Below are 20,560 nucleotides of genomic sequence, written 5' to 3' on the forward strand. Positions count from 1 at the left end.
ATCACTTTTTCAAAAAAATTTTTTCTAACGAAAGAATGAATGTTCACACGTTGTCAAAAATGTAAATGTTTACATAACAAGTGATCATCAGCTATAATATGAATCAAAGGGGTTTTTTAAGGGGAGGGAAAGAAATGAATCGCATGTTCCGCGTTCTTGGGTTTTGGACGGGTATTTTTGCTGTCATGTTCTATTTAGGACATATGAAAGATGCATCCTTGCTGTTCTTCGGTCAAACCGTTCTTTTTGTATTTTTATCCTACTTGAATTTATCCGAAAGAATGTATATTTACATTTTCGGAGCGTACTTGACGATTTTCTTTGCCGGATTTACATATTATTCGATTTTCATCATGGTTCCCGGTACCGGACATTAATAGAAAAAAGCATCTCTTTTGAAAGAGATGCTTTTTTCGTGCGTGCGATTATAAAGAAAACCCATTGATAAACGGATTTTGCTCCTGTTCTGTAAGCACAGTTGTTTCCTCGCCATGTCCACTTAACACAAGAGTTGATTCTGGCAATGACAACAATTTGTCATGTATCGATTGAAGTAGCACGTCTTGATTACCGCCCGTTAAATCAGTTCTCCCGATACCGCCTTGGAATAAAGTATCACCAGAAATCACAAATCCCTCTTCCGCTGAATAGTAAGACACACTGCCAGGTGAATGACCTGGTGTGTGGAACATTTCTAATGTAAACGATCCAATTTGAAGAGGTCCTTCTGACGTAATCAATTGTTCCGCTTCTTTGACCGTAATTCCGTTACCAATTAGTCGAGCTGAACCGTTTAGCTGAGCATTTGTCAGCCATTCTTTTTCCTTTTCATGGACATAAAGCGGAATTCCCCATTCTTGACGCACCTCATCTGCTGCACCAATATGATCAAAATGGGCATGTGTCAGTAAGACTGCAAGTGGTTTCAGCTGTTTTTCTTTCACATAAGAAATTAGCTTTTGCGCTTCGCCGCCTGGATCAAAAATTAAACATTCTCCTTGTTCATTTTTCCAAATATATGCGTTCGCTTGCACATAGCCTAGTGGCATTCTTCTCCAATTCATTTTCATCACCTACTACTTTTTTCATTCTTTTTTATTATGAAGGCTATTCAATAAAAATTCAAACAATCGTCAACTTGAATGTACTCGACAAGCTTTATGAAAACGGTTAAAATGAAAAGAAAGGAAATCAAGGGGATTGATGACAAAGGGGGACTTTCATATGATGCTCGTCATTATTTTTGGTCTAGTCACGATTTTAGCCGCTCTCGGCATCTATCGCTCACTCAAAAAAGTGAACGTACTGGCCATTGCTTTCGCTGGCGCCACATTTTTGGTTTTTGGATGGTTTACCGTCATGACCATCATCTATAGCGGTTATCCAACTGCACATTAAAAGCCTGCAATCAGCAGGCTTTTTCTATTGATTCAAATGTTTATTCACGCTTTCTAATTTGCTTGAAAGGGTGGTCGTTTGATCTCTTCTGTCATCTATGCGGATATTGGTTGCTACTCGGTGTAAACCCTTTTCAAATGGAGCTTCATGAATACGCTGAATGACCTCAAATAAAACGGATAGCTCCCCTTCAATTAAAGTATTCATTGGTGTGAGCTGATATTTGATTTTCCCTTCTTGTTGAAAGCCCTCTAACAGTCTTTGTACGTCTGCTACATAAGCACTCACGCTTGGTGTATCAGTGCCTATTGGAATGATGGTGACATCTGCTATCGCCATGGTTCTTGCTCCTTTCAATGATATCCTATTTCTTTCTCGTTCTCATTGTAACCCATCGTGATTCAAAAATGCCATGATCATGTGGCGTTTAAGCTTGGTTTGTCCCGTTCTATCGTCAAATCTGCTCTCTCTACCTTCCCAATATTTGTGAAAAGGAGCAAGCATATACCTGAAATAGCCTCTATCAGTCCTCCTGCTGCAATGACATAACCTGAACCGAATAACGTCGCCATATAACCACCAATGAGAGCGCCTAACGGTATCATTAAATACGAGATCATGTTAATAATCGCATACACTTGCGGCTGATCCTCCGCTTTTACTGACAATTGAATCATCGTATGTTCAGGTACATTGACTGCACTGATGGCTGCACCTAAGGCAAATGCAGATATAAACACAAGTGGTAATAAAGCATTCATCCCTGTAATGAAAAATGCAATTCCATCAACGATCCCTGCCCCGATAAACAACAGACCGTATCGATTCACTTTCACCTTTGTTAAAACGAATCCCATCAAAAATGCACCTAATGCCGTGGTCACTTTGATGAATGAATATACTACTGGTCCACTATGTAAATCTTCTGTTAAATAAATAACCGACAATGCCTCCCACGGTGCCGCAGCAAAATTGGAGCAGACACAAAAAATGGCTAATGGAAACAAAATATGATGACTTTTCACAAGTGAAAATCCTCTTATTAATCGTTTTCCGTATGATAATCCTTTTTTTCCTTTATCCATGATCGCTTCCGTTTTATATGTAATCAGCAAAACCAGCAAAGCAGACATGAGGTAAAGAGGAATAATGACAAGCATTGTATATCCTACCCCTACAAATGCAATCATGACACCACAAATCGTCACAGTCACAAGCCTGACCACATGACTGGCTGATTGAATGGTTGCATTCGCCTTTTGTATCACATCTTCATGCACAAGCTTTGGAATAATGGACACGGAAGCTGGTTCATAGGAACCACCAGTCGCTGAATGCAGCAACATACCGCCAATGATGAGTGCCAAAGGAGAAAAATCATAAAAGTAACTCACCACAATCACAAGTATAATCGCCGCCCGAGTTAAATCAGCAAAGCACATCCAAAATTTCAATTGATGCGGCTTCATCATTGGGGTAATAAACGGCCCAATAATGGCTTGAGGGACAAAACTAACGGCAATAAAAAATGCTGTTCCAATTGCTCCTTTTCCCCCTAGCACTAAAAGCCACAAAATGGTGTTAAAAGATAAACTATCAGCAGTAATTTTACACATTTTAGAAACAAATAGATAAGTAAAATTCCGTTTCCACAGGCTTTGAGCATTCAATCATCGACATCTCCCTAATTCATATCCTTTTTTTTACATCCACTCTTTCACAATAGCTTACAGGGATGCTCTCGTCAATCACATCAGCACGATTTTTATTGACCATAAGAAATTGATTGGTTTGAACGTATTAAATGATTGTTGACAAAGGGCGAAAATGAACTTAATTTTAGCCCTTTGTCTTCTTTTCAGCGTGATAGAAAACCTTTGCAGCCCTAGGAAGGACGAGTACTGGTGCGGAGAGACTTTTACCTTCGTGAGCACCGGCACGCAGGACTGACAAAGAATGCGAGGGTTTGTCTACACGCTGAAAGCACCAATTAGGTGCTTTTAATACTTACATGCTTCCCACAATAACCGCTTTGTTTTTTCATAGATCGAATCAAATTGACTCATAGAAAGCGGGTTCTTTCCTCGCCCAAGTTCCACCGTATAGCCCTCACTTTTACATTGATAAATAAACCAATCTCGATAACCTGCATAGCTATCAAGATATTGAATCGCTTTGTAACCGCTCACCCGTTCTAACCGTTCGACCGTCTCTTTTGAAATGGCCGGTTCGTGGCCAAGAAACCCCCAGTATATCTCTTCTCCTTGTGTATGAAGGGCAATTAGCCGGTCAAAGCGTTTTCGTAAGGCGAGATGTGCCATTGCTTTCGCTTCTGGTTCTGTTAACGGCTGATGCCCTGGGAAATCCCTATAAGACGGTGCCTTCGGCTTATTACGATAATATTCGATTTCCCAATAAGCAGGAAATTGATTGTTTAAATCAATTCCTCGAATATTCGCCTTCCATTCTCGATAATCGGAAAATCCACCATTTAGCGGTGCGAACTCCTCACGGCGCAGCCCTAAAGATTCTGGACCATTGCGAACCAAATCAACACCGTCTGGATTTACCATCGGGACAATAGACAAAGCAGTGGTCTGCAATATACGAACCGCTTCGTGATGTCTTGCTTGCACTGGGTCCGAGGCCGCTAAACAAAGTGATTTAAGCCATTTTAATAAAACGGAGGTCGTGATCCATTCATTTGCATGAAAAGAGGCATTAACATGTATGGAATGTAAATGTTGTACAGGCTCCGTACGGATTTCATAAATGGGCGTATCAAGCACTGATTGACCAATCACACTCATCTGAAGAAAAGGAAAAACAGCTTTCAAATATTGAAGCTCTCGTTCTAAGTGAGCGCTATCATATTCAAATGTTCCGCTGATCCAATCATCTGATTGCTGGAGCCGATAAGGCGCAATGAAGCTTTGCACCTCACCTACCGATTGAAATGAATGGCTCCCTTCTGGAAGTCTATACCCTGGTAAAAGGAGGTGATCCGTATTTGACTGATTGGATAAACGGAAAGCTTCTTTCCCTATACCAAGCTGCTTTGCCACATCCTCCTTCCTTGCCTCATCCAGATGCCATTCAATTGTGCCAAACGACTTTTTCATTTACATCCCTCCCCTCTCACACTATATGAACCAGTAAGTAAAAAAAGAAAACCTCTGCATGTAAATAGCAGAGGTTTCTGTTAAATTAAGACGCCTTTTTTAGCTCAGTGTCATCTTCTTTTTTAGATGGTGAATGGTCCGAGTTGTTTCGGTCATAAAATCTAAGGAGATCTCCATAGATAATTTGATCAGAGAATTGAAGCTCTTGTTTTGCCTTTTCTTCATAAGACTGACAACCAGACTCATCTTCTCTCGGCTCACCCGTTTCTTTGTTGTAGCACACACCAGCTGTGAAAACACTGTCCTTCGTAATAAAACTTCCATCTCGAAGCACTGTGAAGTCATTTGTATCTTTTGATAATAGGTCATGACCAAATTGAATTTGCTTGCTTGTATCGATTCCTAGAAGGTTCATGACTGTTGGACGGATATCCACTTGGCCGCCAACTGTATCAATCTCTTTTGGATGTTTATCCGTGATACCAGGAATGTGTACAACAAATGGTACTTTTTGAAGCTGAACTTCTTCAAAAGGTGTAATGTCTTTGTTTAAGAATTGTCCCATTGCTTCGTTATGGTTTTCAGAAATTCCGTAGTGATCCCCATATAACACAAAAATGGAGTTATCGTATAACCCTGCTTCCTTCATTTTTTTAAAGAAAAGCTTGAGTGCCTCATCTTGATAACGCACTGTAGGGAAGTATTTGTTCAACGTTTTGCTCTTTGAGTCATATTCATCAATGAGCTTATCTTCTTCATCTAAGTCGAATGGAAAATGGTTCGTTAATGTAATCAATCTCGTATAGAACGGCTGCGGGATCGTTTTCATTAAATCCACTGACTGCTCAAAAAACGGACCATCTTTTAGTCCCCAGCCAACTGAATTTTCTTCATTTACATCGAATGATTTAATATCAAAAAATTTGTCGTAGCCAAAGCTGTCATAGATCAGGTCACGGTTCCAGAAACTTTTGTTATTCGCATGAATAACAGAAGAATGATAGCCTTCCTCTTTTAACAACTCAGGTGCGGCTTTGAACTCGTTGCTTGGATTTGTGAAAAATACAGCTCCTCTTCCAAGCGGATAGAGTGAATTATCAACAATAAACTCGGAGTCGGATGTTTTCCCTTGACCCGTTTGATGATAGAAATTACTGAAATTGTAGCTTTTCTTGATCAATTTGTTTAAGAACGGCGTGATCTCTTTCCCATTCAATTTTTCATTGATCACAAAGCTCTGGGTAGACTCAAGCGATACTAGAATGACATTTCGTCCTTTTGCTTGACCAAACGTCTTTTCATTACGGTCTGTTTGATTTGCGCTTACATAGTTTTCAATTTCAGTTAAACTATTGCTGTCGGCAAGTGCTCGCTGAGCGGATTGCTTCGATTGCAGAACCCCATCATAAATATGGAAGTTATATAAGCTGATGTTTTTCACTAGCATCTCACGGTCAAATGAACGAGTTAACAGCTCTGGTCTTTCTGTTTCAGCCAAACCAAGGTTAAAAAAGAAAGTGGCTGCCACAAATAAATAATAAGCTGCACGTCCCTTACGTGAAATCGTTACATCTGTTCTAAAGGAAGGCTGTTTTTTATAGAGCCAAATTAAAATGATGATATCAACAAACATCAGAAAATCAACTGGTTCAATTAAAGAGGTAATACTTGACCCGAGGTCACCCATATTGTTTGTTTGAAATAGGACGGGGATGGTTAGAAAATCACTGTAGAATCGATAAAATACAATGTTAGCTAACAAAATAAATGTCAGAACAAAACTCGTCACGATGATATATCGATTGCGATTTTTTTCTTTAAAGAATAAACCGATACCGAAGATAAACAAGAGAAAGCTAAGCGGATTAATAAACAGGATAAATTCCTGCATGAAATTTTCAATTTTGATATTAAAGCTAGATTTATAGATAACATAGGTTTTCACCCACATTAACAAAGTCGCAATCAGTAAAAATGAAATCGCCTTTAATCTTTTCTTTCGCATTGTAACCTCCTTATGCTAAAAACGCACTCAGGTTAGGGACATCCCCAATTATTGGTGCTTCTTCAAAAATAACTAAAGTATATCTTATCCTGTCTATGCTGGAAAATCAATGTCTTTTTCCCCATGACAAACTTATGAATATGCTAAACATTCAATTTCATGCCTATCTATCGCTGATTTTAATAAAAATGACATCATTATGACATTTTTGTTCAAGACAGCCACTTGTTTTTTGCCATCCATGCACCGCCGATCACGCCTGCATCGTTTCCTAGTGAGGCAATTACCACTTCAACATCCTCAGCACATGGCGGGAAGGCATGATGTTTGACGACACGCTCTACTTTACTGCGAAGAAGCTCGCCCGCTTTGGATACACCCCCGCCAATGACGATTTTTGTTGGGTTTAAGGCACTAGCCAGATTCGCAAGGACAAGACCAAGATGGGTTGTCACTTCATCTACGACACGCATCCCCAGTTCGTCTCCGTTTTCTGCTGCCTCAAATACATCCTTTGCAGACAGCGAAGTAAGTGAGCCAAGTGATGATGTATGGCTCTTTGTTTGTAATGAATCCTTTGCGATTCGGACGATACCTGTGGCAGACGCAATGGTTTCAATACAGCCTGTTCTCCCGCAGTTACATGGTGCTCCTTGAAATGGAACGGCACAAATATGACCAATTTCTCCACCAGCACCTGTTTCGCCTTGAACCACTTCTCCATTGACAATAATACCACCGCCAACCCCTGTGCCCAGTGTAACCATCAGGATGTTTTTGGCGCCATCACCTGCACCCTTCCACATTTCACCGAGTGCAGCAATATTCGCATCATTTTCGATGACAGATGGAAGTCCTGTCTCTGCCTCTAAATGGTCTTTCAAGGGATAGTTTGTCCAGCCCAGATTCGTTGTTTTATAGACAATTCCGGATACTTTATCCACTGGTCCCGGTGCCCCCATACCGATCCCAATTAGGGCTGATTTCGGCATGCTGATCTCAACTAGTTTATGGTCAATTGACTTGGCAATGTCGACTGTAATTGTCTGCCCAGATTTATCCGTAGGAATCTCCCACTTATGCTGAATTTCACCATAAAGATTAATAAACGCAAGCTTAATTGTCGTACCGCCAAGATCAACTCCTACAAACCAATCCCCTGTCATATGTCCTCCACCTTCACATTGTTTTTCGGTTTAATTTGGCTAGTTCCATTTGAAGGATGGTCATTGCGTTTGACCATTCAGTTCGATCGATGATGCCCGATGTGTACATTTCCTTCAATTCATCTGCCATAAATTCTAATTCCACTTCACGATCTCCGAAATACACGTAATTTCCAAATCTCATGAGCAGCTGCTGTACATCATATAACGTTTTCATTATTTTCACCATTTCTCTAAATCAACAGATAGGATAAGCGTATTCATAAATACGCTTTCAGTCAAGTCATTCAACGTGTTTGAGTGTTTTCAATATATTGTTTCAACTTTAAAAATTGGTCATTTTGCGGATCTTGTTTTAATGCTTTTTCGATGAAGTCGTCTGCCTCCGCTGTCTCGCCTTTTTCTACATATAACAACGATAAGTGATACAATTTATTCGGCTCATTAGGATCTTTTTCAAGCGACTTTTGCAAATACTCAATGGCCTTGTCAAGATGTCCAAGCTGCGCTTCGGAAAGCGCATATATATGAAGTGCTTCAGCTGAGGCATCCTTTTGCTTTACATATTCCTCTAGACGCTGACTTGCTTCGCTATAGTTCTTTTCATCAAATAAACTCGCTGCCTCGCTAGTTGCCGCCGCTTCTTTTTGATCGTCTGAATGAAACCCTGTATACAATCCAAAGCCGCCAATAAGGAGGAGAAGAAGACTAGCAAGAAGCATTTTGACAGGCTGAAACTGTTTAGGAAGACGGACCGCTAAAGCGGCTAAAAATCCGCCAGCGAGCCCCCCAAGATGCCCTGCATTATCAATCCCTGATACAGTGAAACCTATCCCTAAATTGATGAGGATAATCACGATAATATTTGTCCCCATCGTACGAAAGAAGAGCTTCCGGTTAGAGATCGCTAAATATAGCAATGCGCCTAAACAGCCAAAGATCGCACCTGATGCTCCTGCTGCGATGGCTGTATTAAACACAAAGCTCGCTATGGAGCCAAAGATGCCGGAAATTAAATAAATGAGCAAAAATCTTCCTGAACCATAAATTCTCTCAACAGCCGCTCCAACGGACCAAAGAGCAAATGTATTAAAGAGTAAATGCGTCAAACCAATGTGTAAAAACATAGGTGTCACAAAACGCCACCATTCACCCTCTAAAATCAGCATATTATTTTTCGCACCAAATGCTGTTAAAGTGGCTGTATTGGTACTTCCACCAGATAATTCAAGTAAAAGAAACATCACCACTTGGACTGCGATTAACATATAGGTAAAAATCGGTCTGCCATTTTGAAAAACGGCCCGTTCTCGTTCACGCTGCTTTTCCTGATCTTGAAATGCCTGAAGCACGTTCATTTTAAGCTGCATCACATCTTCGGCTGTATCTGCTTTCGCCTCTTCTACATCAATCGAAAGTGATGTATTCAGCCATTTTTGTAGCTCGTGTCCATCGTTTTGAAGGGTTTCTTCATTCAGTAAAACAGGTGTCACCGTCACCTTTTGCTGTTTTTGCGGTTGACCGTTTATGTCTTCCCAATCATCTACTGGATGATCAGCTGTAAATTGTAGCTGCAGGAGATGAAGAGAACGTTTACGCATGGCTTCTCTTAATTGATTCATCCGAAAGGCCTGCTCTTCCATATCTCGAACGATCTCCTGTCTAAAATTCACATCTCTTCTATATAGACGGATGAGATCATATCCTGAGTTTCGTGGTGCTTCAAAAAAGATTTCATCTTCTGGGTACGGACTTTGAATCATCTCGTATCCTTTTTGTCTGAGTTCATCAATCACTCGCCAAAATAGACTATCTATGACATTCATTCATTCGCGCTCCATTTTTTACATTATTATAGCAAGAATTACTCTTATACGCATTTCTCAACAAAAAAATCCCGGCGTTTGCGGGATTAGAATGCTTGGCGAATAAATTTCGTCCGAAAATATGGGATTTTCATTAGCCATTTAATAAAAAAGTGACGCACTTGGTTTTGACCTAAGATCAAATTCATGACCCGATAACGATTTTGCACAAGAACGAATGCAAACAGTGTGAACACAATACTCCAAATCATTTTATTCATCATATTCCCTCCTATGTTCGTATCGTGGCTTAAATAGGATTTGTTTATGCATGGACCATCATTTTTATCTCTTACCATGCGATCTACTTTCACACTCTAATCCCTTGTTCTTTTGATTGAATATAATAGACCTCTTCACACTCTGATTGATCATAAGAACCGCCAAATTGATGAAGGTCGATTAAATTTTTGAACGCTTTGATATACTCTCTTCTTATTTTTCCGACTCCAAAAAAATCAAGGTGTGTATGCCAAAAATAAACCCATGAATCATGTTCGAGTTGTAAGTCAAAAGTATTCACTTCCTCCCACAAATTACGGAAGTATCTTTTCTTTCCTCGAAATTTTTTCAATATATGACTCCTACTAGATAAAATGCCCTGAGCTAATGAAAAGATCTCAACACAAAAAGCCCGTTTTTGGACAATGAGCGGGCTTTCACTTTTGATATAACGTACCTTTTTCACTGACAATCATAGATACCGGTATGTCGTGCGCTTCAGCCGGAATATGCCTCGTCTGCTGTAAAGACAAACAAAGGGCAATGGTTCCCCCGTGGTAGTCCGCTAAGTAGCGATCATAATAGCCCCCACCAAACCCAATCCGGTAACCACGCTGATCGAAGCACACCCCAGGAACAATGATCAAATCAATGGCTTCTTTATGTAAAGCTGTAGACTCAAGAGGGTCTGGCTCCAATAGTCCAAAGTAGCTGGATGTCATCTTTGTTTCAGGTGTATATTCATAAAACACCATCTCTTTTGTTTTCGGAAAACAGGTGGGAATACAAACTGTTTTTCCTTCTTCCCACGCTTTTTCAATCAGAGGCATTGTCGGTATTTCTTTTCCCCTAGACATAGTCAAAGCAATCGTTTTCGCCTGTTTCCATTCTGGCAGCTGCAACACGTGTTCATGAAGTAGAGAAGCGTGGCGATTGAACTCTTCAGCGCTTATTTGATCAAGCAAGGCCAATGTTTGAAGGCGGAGCTCCTTTTTCATACAGGTTCATCTCCCATCATAAAAAAACAGCAGGAAAATTCCCTGCTGCTTACTTTGTTTCACGATGTAAAGTTTGTTTTTTATCACGTGAGCAATACTTTTTGAATTCAACGCGATCTGGATTGTTTCGCTTATTCTTTTTAGTAATATAGTTACGCTCACCGCATTCAGTGCAAGCTAGAGTAATATTTACGCGCATGTTTTTCCCTCCAAACTAAAATCAATTCACATTCAGACCTAACTATAATACCACTTCTAGCTAAGGAATGCTAGAATGTTTTTTCACCAATTTCATTTTTCAATGCATTCCACCCGCATCCTGATCCATATTGTCTGGTCATGTGATGAAAAATCGCCTTCTCCCCTATAAAAACACGTTCTTTGTCGTACTGTATACATGAGAACCCCCTCTTTGTTCCACAGCTTTTTTTCATCTGATCCGTCTTCTTTTATTTTAACAGCGGGCAAGGTTTTCATACTCGGTTTCCCTATAAAAAGAAAAATGATGAAAAAAAGGTGATTTTTTCAGCAATTCCTTTTGAAACTAGCTTTTTTATGGTATAAAAAAGAAGGGTCGAAAACTGTCTGAAACAATCATGAGAGCCTTTTTTGGCTTTCAGCATTAAAATATGAATAAAAGGTGATGAAACATGGAAATTGCAATTATCGGATTGCTTGTTGTCAGTATTGTACTGATCGCATTCTCATATTTTCAAAGAGAGCCGATTAAAGAAGTCGAACAGGAACTTGAAACACTTCAACTATCTGCAATGCAAGAAATCTATAAACTGAAAAAGAAAATGAAGGTTCTTGAAGAAGAATTGCTTGAAACAAACATCGTTGTCCGCAAGCATTCAGAAATTGATCCATCTATTGCAAGACAAATCATTTCAAAGCATCAAAATGGCATGTCTCCTGAGGCGATTGCGCGCGCTGAGCATGTATCTGTAGAAGATGTGAACATGATCATTAAAGACAACGAGAGGGTGCTTGTATGACGAAAAAAAGCATCCAAACGTTTGCAGCAGGTATGATTCTTGCAACTGGTGTTCTGGCGATCGTCTTTTTCCTTACTGGAAAAGATGAAGCGGCAGCTGATTCTACAACAAAAGAAACCCTCGCAGCGAAAGTGACAGACACTGACGTGAAAAATTACTTAGACTCTAAAAAAGAAGTCTCCGTCAGCCGTGAAACATATCAACAACTTCTTGATTATAAAGAAAAAGCGCTGAAAGCAAATGAAGACGGCGATTCTCAGAACGATAAACAAACAACGGACAAGCCAAAAGGCAAAACGGTTAAATTCGTGATTAAAAACGGTATGAGCACAAGTGATGTTTCAGACATGCTTGAAAAGGACGGAATCATCAACTCGTCTAAAGATTTTAATGATTATGTGATAGACGCAGGCTACCATAAAGAAATTCGTGCCGGCAAATTCAATTTAAAAACAGGTATGACATTCAAACAAATCGTCAAAGCTTTAACAAAATAACATCAAAAACCCCCTGGCGGCATTGACCTCCAGGGGGTTTTTGATTATCCAAATCGTCCTGATATATAATCATTTGTTCTTTGATCATTTGGCTCTGAGAACATCACATTCGTATCATTGACCTCAACAAGCTCGCCCATCAAAAAGAACGCTGTTCGGTCGGATACCCTTGCCGCTTGCTGCATATTATGCGTCACAATGGCAATCGTGTATTTCTCTTTCAGTTTCATGATCAATTCTTCAATCTTTAATGTTGAAACAGGATCAAGCGCAGATGTTGGTTCATCCATTAATAGAATATCCGGGCTTGTGGCAATGGCTCTTGCGATACAAAGACGCTGCTGCTGACCGCCGGAAAGACCTAATGCAGGCGCACTTAATCGATCTTTCACTTCATCCCAAAGGGCAACATCACGAAGCGCTTTTTCAGCGATTTCTTTCAATTGCTGCTTGCTCTTCACCCCGTGAATTCTTGGCCCGTAGACGACATTATCAAAGATAGATTGAGGGAATGGGTTTCCTTTTTGAAAGACCATCCCGACGTTTTTACGCAGTTCCACTAGATCGACACGACCTTTTAAAATATTGTCACCGTTATACATCATATCCCCGGTGATTTTCACACCTGGCACTGTTTTGACCATGAGATTTAAGGTCTTTATAAAAGTTGACTTTCCGCAGCCGGACGGACCGATAATCGCTGTGACCTCATGCTCTTTAATGTCTAAATCAATATGCTTCAGTGCGTGATGCTGTCCGTACCAAAGGTTCATATCATTCACACGAAACACTTCTTTTTTGGCTGTTTCAGTTGCTACTGCATTCATCAAAATCCACCCGCCTTATCCGAATCGACCATTAATATAGTCTTCTGTTTTTTGCTGCGCAGGACGTGTAAAGATACGTTCAGTCGCATCGTATTCCACTAGATCACCATTCAGGAAAAAGGCTGTATGATCAGATACACGTAACGCTTGCTGCATATTGTGTGTGACAATGACAATCGAATAATCATGTTTTAATTCCGATAATAGCTCTTCAATTTTTGCATTTGAGATCGGGTCTAAGGCAGAAGCCGGTTCATCTAATAAAAGCACGCTAGGTTTCATCGCAAGGGTACGTGCAATACAGAGGCGCTGCTGCTGGCCGCCTGATAATGATAAGGCAGATCGGTGCAAGCGATCCTTGACCTCATCCCATAGTGCTGCCTTTGTTAAGCTTTCTTCTACCGCATCATCAAGCACTGATTTCCTTTTTTCACCCGCATATTTTAGCGCATGCGTAATGTTGTTGTAGATGGATTTAGGAAATGGATTTGGCTTTTGGAAGACCATCCCGATTTCTCTTCTTAAATTCACCACATTAATACGATCATCCAAAATATTTAACCCTTCGTACATGATCGCCCCTTCACTTCGTGCACCTGGAATTAGGTCGTTCATGCGGTTAATACTGCGTAAAAAAGTCGATTTTCCGCACCCTGATGGGCCGATTAATGCCGTAATTGCATTTTTTTCAATTTCAAATGAAATTTGATTGACTGCTCTTTTTTCACCATAATAAATACTTAAATCCTGCACCTGTAGAATCTGTTCCGCTTGAAGTGGAGCCTTTTTTGCTGCAATCTCTTTTTTTTCTGCTAGCATTTGAACCATTTCCCCTTCACACCTCTCACTATTTATTTTGACGTAAGCTTCTTATGAATAAATGAACCAAGCCATCTAGCTGCTAAGTTGAATACTAATACAGAGAGCACAAGTACGGCTGATGCACCATTTGCAATGGCCTCTGCATCTGGAATAATCCCCTGTGTATTGACGTTCCATATATGAACGGCTAATGTTTCTGCCGGTCTAAAAATATTCAGTGGTGACGTATCGGAGAAAGGACTCCAGTTTGTAAAATCAAGACGCGGTGTTGAAAGACCTGCTGTGAAAAGAAGAGCAGCCGCCTCACCGAAAACTCTTCCCGATGCTAAAATTGCTCCAGTTATAATGGATGGAATCGCACCTGGGATCAGAACCGTCTTCACTGTATGCCACTTTGTCACACCGAGCGCAAGCGATGCTTCCTTTTGATCCTTCGGTACAGATCGAAGTGCATCTTCTGTCACCCTGACCATCACTGGCAGATTAAAGACAGTCAGCGCAAGGGCTCCTCCGATGATCGTATAGCCCCATCCTGTTAAATTAACAAACATCAGCAAACCAAACATACCGATGACGATCGATGGCAGAGAAGATAACACTTCAATACATGTACGAATAAAATCAGTCACTTTGTTTTGAGGTGCATATTCTGCCATGTACACCCCGCCGCCCACGCCAAGAGGCACGGTAAACAGCATCGTAATAAATAGAATGTAAAACGAGTTAAACAGCTGATCCCTAATACCGCCACCAGAGCCAATCGCACTTGAGCGGGTAGTCAAAAAGTCAAAATTTAATTCTTTGGCACCGTTGAAGATGATATAAGAAAACAAGCCAACAAGTATCGCCGTGATAATGGCGGCACATAATCCAAAAACGATTGTGGCAAAACGATCGGTCATTTTGCTATTCATTAAATCTTCCTCCTAGATGACAAGTATCTGATAATGAGTATGAACATAAATGATACAACTAGAAGGACAAGTCCCATTGACCAAAGTGTATTGTTTTCAACACTTCCATACGTTGTATGTCCCATGTTTAACGTAATAATGGTTGTTAATGTACCAGCTGTGTCCATAATACTTTCTGGTAGATTACGCGTGTTTCCAATGACCATCTGAACGGCAAGGGCTTCTCCAAATGCTCTTGCCATTCCAAGCACGACTGCTGTCATTAATGTCGGAAGCGCTGCAGGTACAAGAACACGTCTGATCGTTTGCCATCTTGTTGCGCCTAATGCATACGATCCCTCACGTAAACTTTTTGGAAGTGAAGCCATTGCGTCAGTTGCAATGGATGTAACAGTTGGCAGAATCATAATAGACAGGACAATCGTTCCTGCTAACACACTGTGCCCTGAACCGCTTGACTTGAAGTGTCCAATAAACGGCACCAATACTGTAAGACCTATGAATCCGTAAACAACGGATGGAATCCCTACAAGCAGTTCAATCACTGGCTGGAGAATTTTCCGTCCCCATGCAGGTGCAATTTCTGTCATAAAGATCGCTCCTGCGATGCCTAGCGGTGCTGCTATGAGTGCTGATAGAAGCGTGACAGCGATTGATCCAAAGATAAACGGAAATGCGCCGTATTGCGGATTTTCTGCTGTAGGGTTCCAATTGATACTGGTTAAGAACTCAATTGGGCTTACACCATTTACGATGAAAGATTGTAAACCCTTAATACCAAGGAAGATTGTGATGGCAATTGATACAGCAATCATTAAGAATGCGCAAAATTTCACCAAAATACTTCCTCTTACTTCATCCATTTGCCTATTTTTTTTCGAGCTGATCAGTCGATCGCTCGCTTCTGTATGTTCTATCTGTTTCATCTTTTTCTACACTCCTATGAATGTCATAAAAGGAAAAGTGAAAAGCTCCACTTTTCCTTCATCATCAATTCAAGACCTTTTACTTATCTGTTTGTTTGCCTGTTGCGTCTCTTTCTACTTTCATATTAGAGACTGAGATGTAGCCTTGGTCTTTAACGATTTCTTTTTGTACTTCGTCACTCATCAAGTAATCTAAAAATTGTTTTGCTAAACCTTCTGGCTCACCTTTTGTATAAGAGTGCTCGTATGCCCAAATTGTATATTTACCGCTTTCTACATTGCTTTCTTCTGGTTTCACACCATCAATGCTAAGCGGTGTAATTTTGTCATCTGTTAAATAAGAGAATGCTAGGTACCCAATCGCACCTGGTGTTTCTGCAATCAACTTTTTCACTGTGTTTGAAGAATCCTCTGTGATTCCTTCTGCAGGTGTCGCGCCGTCAAGTGCATATTTCACAAATGTTGCACGAGTTCCTGATGAGTCTGGTCTGTTCACAAGTGTGATTTTTTGGTCTTTCCCGCCAAGCTCTTTCCAGTTTTTGATTTTACCAGTGAAGATTTTTTTCAATTCGTCCTTTGTGATGTCTTTGACACCAACTTCAGGGTTAACAGCTGCCGCCATTCCAACAACTGCTACTTTGTGGTCTTTTAAAGCTTTTGCGTCGATTCCGTCTTTCTCTTCTGCGAATACATCTGAGTTACCAATTTGTACAGATCCTTCTGATACTTGAGAAAGTCCTGTTCCTGAACCGCCGGCTTGTACTTGAATATCGGCTTTTGGATGTTTATCCATGAATTTTTCTGCTGCCGCAAGAACTAAAGGCTGCATCGCAGATGATCCTGAGATGGTAATGGAACCTGATGCCTCATCTTTGTTTGAAGCATTTCCTTTACTGTCTTTTGAATCTCCGCTTGAGCTGCTGTTTCCGCATGCTGTGACGAATGCTAACAATGCGATAGTAAGGAAAGTAAGCAGCCATAATTTGTTCTTTTTCATTTCAAGAATACCCCCTGAATAATTTGTCCTACGAGTAATACATTAAAGGTTCTTTATTAATTTCGTTTAAATGGAATGTTAAGGTTTTGTAAATGTCGAAGATTTGTAGAGAAATTGCGGGGTTTTTTATGATTTTTGTCAATTTATATCGAAAAGTTTGAAGAAAATATAAAAAAACGCCCACAAAAAGTGAGCGTTTTTACCTAGAATAGGTCTAGTTATTTGTTTCTGCTTCATTTTCAATTTTGTTTTTGTTCTTCGCTTGTGTATCATTGCTTTCCTGTTTTGATTTCAGTTCAAAGTACTTGTCTAATACTTGTTCACCAATATCATTTGTAATCGGATAGCGCTGGTTGTAATCTTGATACACCCAAGGCACGACAACTGAAATCGCTACTTCTGGATTATCAGCAGGCGCATACGCAACAAGTGTTGTGTTATACGTCGGTGTGCCGCGTTTGCTTTTAATCGGGCCGTCATAGAATGATTGAGCGGTCCCTGTTTTGCCAGCTGGATTGTATTTTTTGTTGCCAAAGTTCGAATAAGCTGTCCCTCTTGGGTTCTGCATCACAAGCTTGAATCCTTGCTGTACGCGTTTGATCTCATCACTTGTCATATCGAGCTTATTCAGTACATCCGGCTTGACGGACTCCGTTACAGCCCCAATGCCTCTTTGCGGATCTGGCTCTCTCACTTCTTTTACAAGCTGAGGACGTAAACGATAGCCGCCATTGGCAATCGTTGAAACGTATTGCGCCATTTGCAGCGGTGTAAACGTGTCATATTGTCCAATCGCATAGTCAAGTAACAGACCAGATTGTGTAGATGTTCCACGATAGCCAGTTGCTTCGTTTGGCAGGTCAATACCTGTCTCCACTCCAAGACCAAATTTACTAAAATTGTAACGGAACGTATCAAACGCCTTTGTATCAATTGGGAGCGGCTGATTCTTACGATATTCCCCTTTCCCAATTGCAATCGCTGTTTTAAACATATACACGTTTGATGAACGTTCTAGTGCGGTTAAATCATTAATGAGTCCCATATTTTGATAGGATTTTTTCGGCGGTGACTGAGCGATATAGAGCGGTTCATCGTATTGGGTGCTTCCAATGTGAAGGACGCCTGTTTTATAACCTGTCAGTACAGTTGCCCCTTTTACTGCTGATCCCATCGCATATGATGATGTCATCGTTCCTAGTGCATAGTCATCAAATTTGTATGTCCCATTCTTATTGGTAATCTGTTTACCCGCAATCGAGAGCACTTCCCCATTTCTCGGGTCCATCATGACAACAAACGCACGATCAAGAAGTTCTGTGCCGCCTCTTTGCTTCGCACTTTTCAAGTTCTTTTCGATGATTTTTTCCACCGCTTTTTGCAGCTGAATATCAATCGTCAGCACAAGGTCTTTCCCGCTCTTTCCTTCTGTTAACACTTTAGAGCTTGTGACATTGCCTTCTTTATCTGTTGTACTTTGTTCTTTTTCTTTTTGACCTTGCAGCACATCTTCATATTGATATTCAAGATAGCTTTTTCCTACACGATCATTTCGGCTGTAGCCGAGTGATAGATAATGTTCAAGCAGTGACGACGGAAGACCTTCATCACTTGAAGACACACTGCCGAGCATACTGCGGAGCAGTCCTTTATAAGGATAGCTGCGTGACCAGTCTGTTGTGACATCTACACCTGGCAGCTCGTCCAAATGCTCAGAGACGTAAGCAATTTCACTTGGTTTTACATCTTCATTTTTAATGAATTGAGGCGTAAGTGCATAGCCTGCGTCCATCTGTCTTTTAATCGCAAGCACTTGCAAATCTTTTTTCGTCAGTTGATTTAATTCTTTGTCTGTGATGCGTTTCAGCTGGAGCTCGTATAGTTTATCATCAGAGACCTTATCGTCACCCTTTAAATCGGCTTCTTTTTGAACAAGCTTTTTCGCTTCATTCGGATGGGTTAAGATCCAGAAATCTTTTTTATCACGATCTGTGATTTTCTTCGTACTTACGTGAATCATATCCGCTAATTTTGTTGCCACTTTGAGCCGCTCTTCTTGTGAAGTCGTCGAGGTTCTCGTATATGTAATGGCATTTAGCGCTTTATTGCTGACAATCGTGTTATAGTTTCGATCATAAATTTTTCCGCGCGGAGCAGATGAGCTGACATTCACGTCTTCTTGTTTTTCTGCCTGCTTTTTATAATCTTCTCCATTCACAATCTGCACAAAACCGAGTCTGACCACAACACCGGTAAAAATAATGAACGCAGCTAAAAATAATAAATTCAGCCGGATCGGAAGTGTTTTGCGCCCTTCCTTTGCGTCTTTTTTGTTTTTCTTGTTTCTCATCACATCACCTTTTCTATCAAGAAAGAAATGGCACCCCTTTTTATGTATAAAAGGTGCCATCATCATTTTAGCGGTTTTTCTATCATTTATCTAGAAATTTGATGTTCCATTGGTAAGAAATTTTACCTTTCTCCCTTCATAAGGTTCGTTTGAGAAACAGGCTTTTGACCGTCAGCCTCTTCTATATCAGCTGTTTTCTCTTTTAAATGAATGTCCTTTACAAAATAATAAATAAGGGTGTGCCCCGCTCCGAGTACGACAAGTGAAGCAGGAATTCCAAGCCGATCGCCCAGTAAGGTGACAGATAAAAGAAAAAAGACAATCGAACAAATACGCCCTGCATTTAAAAATAGTTCTCTGACGACAATATATTCAATTCGGGCTTTTCTTGCATATCTAGCATGACCGATGACATCGTAAGTTAAAGAGACATACGGAACTAGCAGAAGCGGGTAGCCGATCGCAATGGCTACTGCGTACATAAGCAGTGATACATAGGACAAGTGAAAGACGATTAAAAATAAAGCGCCGTATAAAATAAGCCCGCCAAACATAATCGCTTTTTTGCGCCATTTTTTCTTAATCAAACGAGTAGCAAAAAAATAGGCAAAAAAGGCAACACCTGAATTGACTAGACCAAATGTGCCTAAAGCAAGCTCACTGTTTGTTGCAATAAACACAAAGACACTGATTAAAAAGACAAACACGCCTTCACGGAGCCCCTGAAAAAAGTGAGCAGTTGTGATCTTACGCCAATTCTCGTCCGCATGGCGCTCTTTCCAAATTTGCTTAATGATAAATTTTCCTTTTGATTGTCTCCTCTTGAGGAAAAAACTCATCACAACCGCTAGTGAAAACAAAAAAAGCGATAAAGTGAAAATCACTGTATAGCCTGTATCATCCGTTAATTGAGAAATCACAATTCCTGCAATGAGCGGCCCGATCATACCGGCTGTAGAGGTAAGCACTCCTAAAAATCCATTAAAGAAATCCCTTGTTTCAGGTTCAGTAATCTCAAAAGTGAGCACGTTAAAGGCAAGCCAGTAAAAACCATAGCCGATTCCAAGCACACTGCCTAATAACACGAGCCGAGCTGCCGCTTGCTCTCCTGCCATGAGAACAATTAAGTAAAAAGCGGCTAAGAAGATGACACCGAAACGAAGGACAAATGCACGATCTATTTTTTTAGCGAGCCGTCCAGCAAATAAAAAGGTAATGGGCTGAAGGACAACAATCGCCAAGTTATAAATCGCAAGGTCTGTAAATCGCCCAGACTGTTTCCATAAATACACGTTCACAAACGTATTCGAAAGCGCAATCGCAAGTGCGTATAATCCGCCAATCGTGAGGAGGAGCAATAAATCTCTTGTGACATCCATGTCCCCGAACATTTTCTTTAATCTGCTCATATCATTCATTCTCCTTTTCTACACAATAGTCTGTCTCATCAAAA

Annotated in this window: 23 protein-coding genes; 4 read left to right on the forward strand and 19 right to left on the reverse strand. The window is 40.5% G+C overall.

Features of this window, described 5'->3' with window-relative positions:
* Positions 1–134: 134 nt before the first annotated feature.
* Entirely contained in the window at positions 135–377 is a 243-nt protein-coding gene (locus LCD34_RS02025) for a DUF2626 domain-containing protein (RefSeq protein WP_003217440.1), read from the forward strand.
* A gap of 48 nt (positions 378–425) precedes the next feature.
* Here the strand turns inward: LCD34_RS02025 and LCD34_RS02030 are convergent, their stop codons facing one another.
* Entirely contained in the window at positions 426–1,064 is a 639-nt protein-coding gene (locus LCD34_RS02030; RefSeq protein WP_017357989.1) for an MBL fold metallo-hydrolase, read from the reverse strand.
* 160 nt (positions 1,065–1,224) lie between these two features.
* Between LCD34_RS02030 and LCD34_RS02035 the strand changes: the two genes are divergently transcribed.
* Positions 1,225–1,398 (forward strand): DUF2759 domain-containing protein, encoded by a 174-nt coding sequence (locus tag LCD34_RS02035; protein WP_003217333.1) that lies wholly within the window; start codon positions 1,225–1,227, stop codon positions 1,396–1,398.
* Positions 1,399–1,422: 24 nt separating this feature from the next.
* Here the strand turns inward: LCD34_RS02035 and LCD34_RS02040 are convergent, their stop codons facing one another.
* From LCD34_RS02040 to rpmG, 11 genes are all read right to left on the reverse strand, one after another.
* A complete protein-coding gene (locus LCD34_RS02040) occupies positions 1,423–1,737 on the reverse strand; it encodes an MTH1187 family thiamine-binding protein (protein ID WP_008342314.1) in 315 nt (104 codons plus the stop codon).
* Positions 1,738–1,814: 77 nt separating this feature from the next.
* On the reverse strand, positions 1,815–3,068 hold the full coding sequence (locus LCD34_RS02045) for an MFS transporter (RefSeq protein ID WP_039170371.1): 1,254 nt from the start codon (positions 3,066–3,068) through the stop codon (positions 1,815–1,817).
* 330 nt (positions 3,069–3,398) lie between these two features.
* Positions 3,399–4,520: a M14 family metallocarboxypeptidase gene (locus LCD34_RS02050; RefSeq protein ID WP_197197289.1), complete on the reverse strand. Its 1,122-nt coding sequence runs from the start codon at positions 4,518–4,520 to the stop codon at positions 3,399–3,401.
* 85 nt (positions 4,521–4,605) lie between these two features.
* Entirely contained in the window at positions 4,606–6,525 is a 1,920-nt protein-coding gene (locus tag LCD34_RS02055) for an LTA synthase family protein (protein WP_025207626.1), read from the reverse strand.
* 212 nt (positions 6,526–6,737) lie between these two features.
* Entirely contained in the window at positions 6,738–7,691 is a 954-nt protein-coding gene (locus tag LCD34_RS02060) for an ROK family glucokinase (protein ID WP_035390822.1), read from the reverse strand.
* Positions 7,692–7,704: 13 nt separating this feature from the next.
* Positions 7,705–7,908: a YqgQ family protein gene (locus tag LCD34_RS02065; RefSeq protein WP_008342322.1), complete on the reverse strand. Its 204-nt coding sequence runs from the start codon at positions 7,906–7,908 to the stop codon at positions 7,705–7,707.
* Positions 7,909–7,978: 70 nt separating this feature from the next.
* Positions 7,979–9,517: a rhomboid family protein gene (locus tag LCD34_RS02070; protein ID WP_035390823.1), complete on the reverse strand. Its 1,539-nt coding sequence runs from the start codon at positions 9,515–9,517 to the stop codon at positions 7,979–7,981.
* 86 nt (positions 9,518–9,603) lie between these two features.
* Positions 9,604–9,777 (reverse strand): hypothetical protein, encoded by a 174-nt coding sequence (locus tag LCD34_RS02075; protein ID WP_017357994.1) that lies wholly within the window; start codon positions 9,775–9,777, stop codon positions 9,604–9,606.
* 89 nt (positions 9,778–9,866) lie between these two features.
* Positions 9,867–10,130, reverse strand: a complete 264-nt coding sequence (locus tag LCD34_RS02080) for a hypothetical protein (protein ID WP_202734342.1) — start codon at positions 10,128–10,130, stop codon at positions 9,867–9,869.
* A gap of 85 nt (positions 10,131–10,215) precedes the next feature.
* The gene (locus LCD34_RS02085) at positions 10,216–10,776 is read right to left on the reverse strand and encodes a 5-formyltetrahydrofolate cyclo-ligase (protein ID WP_144610270.1); all 561 of its coding nucleotides are present in this window, start codon (positions 10,774–10,776) and stop codon (positions 10,216–10,218) included.
* Between the two features lie 49 nt (positions 10,777–10,825).
* Complete coding sequence (gene rpmG / locus LCD34_RS02090) at positions 10,826–10,975, reverse strand: 50S ribosomal protein L33 (protein WP_008360061.1); 150 nt, start codon at positions 10,973–10,975, stop codon at positions 10,826–10,828.
* Between the two features lie 451 nt (positions 10,976–11,426).
* On the opposite strand from rpmG, the gene LCD34_RS02095 reads away from it, so the two are divergent.
* Positions 11,427–11,774, forward strand: a complete 348-nt coding sequence (locus tag LCD34_RS02095; RefSeq protein ID WP_003217285.1) for a hypothetical protein — start codon at positions 11,427–11,429, stop codon at positions 11,772–11,774.
* Positions 11,771–12,271: an endolytic transglycosylase MltG gene (locus LCD34_RS02100; protein WP_008342335.1), complete on the forward strand. Its 501-nt coding sequence runs from the start codon at positions 11,771–11,773 to the stop codon at positions 12,269–12,271. Before LCD34_RS02095 ends, LCD34_RS02100 begins: the two co-directional genes overlap by 4 nt.
* A gap of 44 nt (positions 12,272–12,315) precedes the next feature.
* On the opposite strand, the gene pstB (LCD34_RS02105) is transcribed toward LCD34_RS02100, so the two are convergent.
* The 7 genes from pstB (LCD34_RS02105) to LCD34_RS02135 all read right to left on the reverse strand — a co-directional run bounded on the left by pstB (LCD34_RS02105) (position 12,316) and on the right by LCD34_RS02135 (position 20,516).
* Positions 12,316–13,098: a phosphate ABC transporter ATP-binding protein PstB gene (pstB, locus tag LCD34_RS02105; RefSeq protein WP_017367606.1), complete on the reverse strand. Its 783-nt coding sequence runs from the start codon at positions 13,096–13,098 to the stop codon at positions 12,316–12,318.
* Positions 13,099–13,113: 15 nt separating this feature from the next.
* A complete protein-coding gene (gene pstB, locus LCD34_RS02110; protein WP_007501258.1) occupies positions 13,114–13,926 on the reverse strand; it encodes a phosphate ABC transporter ATP-binding protein PstB in 813 nt (270 codons plus the stop codon).
* 23 nt (positions 13,927–13,949) lie between these two features.
* Positions 13,950–14,834, reverse strand: coding sequence for a phosphate ABC transporter permease PstA (gene pstA, locus LCD34_RS02115; protein ID WP_007501259.1), 885 nt, complete (start codon positions 14,832–14,834; stop codon positions 13,950–13,952).
* A complete protein-coding gene (gene pstC / locus LCD34_RS02120) occupies positions 14,834–15,760 on the reverse strand; it encodes a phosphate ABC transporter permease subunit PstC (RefSeq protein WP_017357999.1) in 927 nt (308 codons plus the stop codon). The genes pstA and pstC overlap by 1 nt, the downstream gene beginning before the upstream one ends.
* A gap of 79 nt (positions 15,761–15,839) precedes the next feature.
* A complete protein-coding gene (locus LCD34_RS02125) occupies positions 15,840–16,757 on the reverse strand; it encodes a phosphate ABC transporter substrate-binding protein (RefSeq protein WP_017367609.1) in 918 nt (305 codons plus the stop codon).
* A 214-nt stretch (positions 16,758–16,971) separates the two neighbouring features.
* On the reverse strand, positions 16,972–19,107 hold the full coding sequence (locus LCD34_RS02130; RefSeq protein ID WP_017358000.1) for a peptidoglycan D,D-transpeptidase FtsI family protein: 2,136 nt from the start codon (positions 19,105–19,107) through the stop codon (positions 16,972–16,974).
* Positions 19,108–19,229: 122 nt separating this feature from the next.
* The gene (locus LCD34_RS02135; RefSeq protein WP_008342348.1) at positions 19,230–20,516 is read right to left on the reverse strand and encodes an MFS transporter; all 1,287 of its coding nucleotides are present in this window, start codon (positions 20,514–20,516) and stop codon (positions 19,230–19,232) included.
* Positions 20,517–20,560 lie beyond the last annotated feature (44 nt).

The organism is Bacillus sp. RAR_M1_44 (assembly GCF_020165935.1).
Taxonomy (GTDB): Bacteria; Bacillota; Bacilli; order Bacillales; family Bacillaceae; genus Bacillus; species Bacillus altitudinis.

Coding starts and splice junctions, on each gene's coding strand:
- LCD34_RS02035 (WP_003217333.1), top strand. CDS start 1,225: ATGATGCTCGTCATTATTTTTGGTCTAGTCACGATTTTAGCCGCTCTC.
- pstC (WP_017357999.1), bottom strand. CDS start 15,760: ATGAAACAGATAGAACATACAGAAGCGAGCGATCGACTGATCAGCTCG.
- LCD34_RS02130 (WP_017358000.1), bottom strand. CDS start 19,107: ATGAGAAACAAGAAAAACAAAAAAGACGCAAAGGAAGGGCGCAAAACA.
- pstB (WP_017367606.1), bottom strand. CDS start 13,098: ATGAATGCAGTAGCAACTGAAACAGCCAAAAAAGAAGTGTTTCGTGTG.
- LCD34_RS02135 (WP_008342348.1), bottom strand. CDS start 20,516: ATGAGCAGATTAAAGAAAATGTTCGGGGACATGGATGTCACAAGAGAT.
- LCD34_RS02070 (WP_035390823.1), bottom strand. CDS start 9,517: ATGAATGTCATAGATAGTCTATTTTGGCGAGTGATTGATGAACTCAGA.
- LCD34_RS02065 (WP_008342322.1), bottom strand. CDS start 7,908: ATGAAAACGTTATATGATGTACAGCAGCTGCTCATGAGATTTGGAAAT.
- LCD34_RS02055 (WP_025207626.1), bottom strand. CDS start 6,525: ATGCGAAAGAAAAGATTAAAGGCGATTTCATTTTTACTGATTGCGACT.
- LCD34_RS02030 (WP_017357989.1), bottom strand. CDS start 1,064: ATGAATTGGAGAAGAATGCCACTAGGCTATGTGCAAGCGAACGCATAT.
- LCD34_RS02095 (WP_003217285.1), top strand. CDS start 11,427: ATGGAAATTGCAATTATCGGATTGCTTGTTGTCAGTATTGTACTGATC.
- LCD34_RS02025 (WP_003217440.1), top strand. CDS start 135: ATGAATCGCATGTTCCGCGTTCTTGGGTTTTGGACGGGTATTTTTGCT.
- LCD34_RS02040 (WP_008342314.1), bottom strand. CDS start 1,737: ATGGCGATAGCAGATGTCACCATCATTCCAATAGGCACTGATACACCA.
- LCD34_RS02060 (WP_035390822.1), bottom strand. CDS start 7,691: ATGACAGGGGATTGGTTTGTAGGAGTTGATCTTGGCGGTACGACAATT.
- pstB (WP_007501258.1), bottom strand. CDS start 13,926: ATGGTTCAAATGCTAGCAGAAAAAAAAGAGATTGCAGCAAAAAAGGCT.
- pstA (WP_007501259.1), bottom strand. CDS start 14,834: ATGAATAGCAAAATGACCGATCGTTTTGCCACAATCGTTTTTGGATTA.
- LCD34_RS02125 (WP_017367609.1), bottom strand. CDS start 16,757: ATGAAAAAGAACAAATTATGGCTGCTTACTTTCCTTACTATCGCATTG.
- LCD34_RS02085 (WP_144610270.1), bottom strand. CDS start 10,776: ATGAAAAAGGAGCTCCGCCTTCAAACATTGGCCTTGCTTGATCAAATA.
- LCD34_RS02075 (WP_017357994.1), bottom strand. CDS start 9,777: ATGAATAAAATGATTTGGAGTATTGTGTTCACACTGTTTGCATTCGTT.
- rpmG (WP_008360061.1), bottom strand. CDS start 10,975: ATGCGCGTAAATATTACTCTAGCTTGCACTGAATGCGGTGAGCGTAAC.
- LCD34_RS02050 (WP_197197289.1), bottom strand. CDS start 4,520: ATGAAAAAGTCGTTTGGCACAATTGAATGGCATCTGGATGAGGCAAGG.
- LCD34_RS02100 (WP_008342335.1), top strand. CDS start 11,771: ATGACGAAAAAAAGCATCCAAACGTTTGCAGCAGGTATGATTCTTGCA.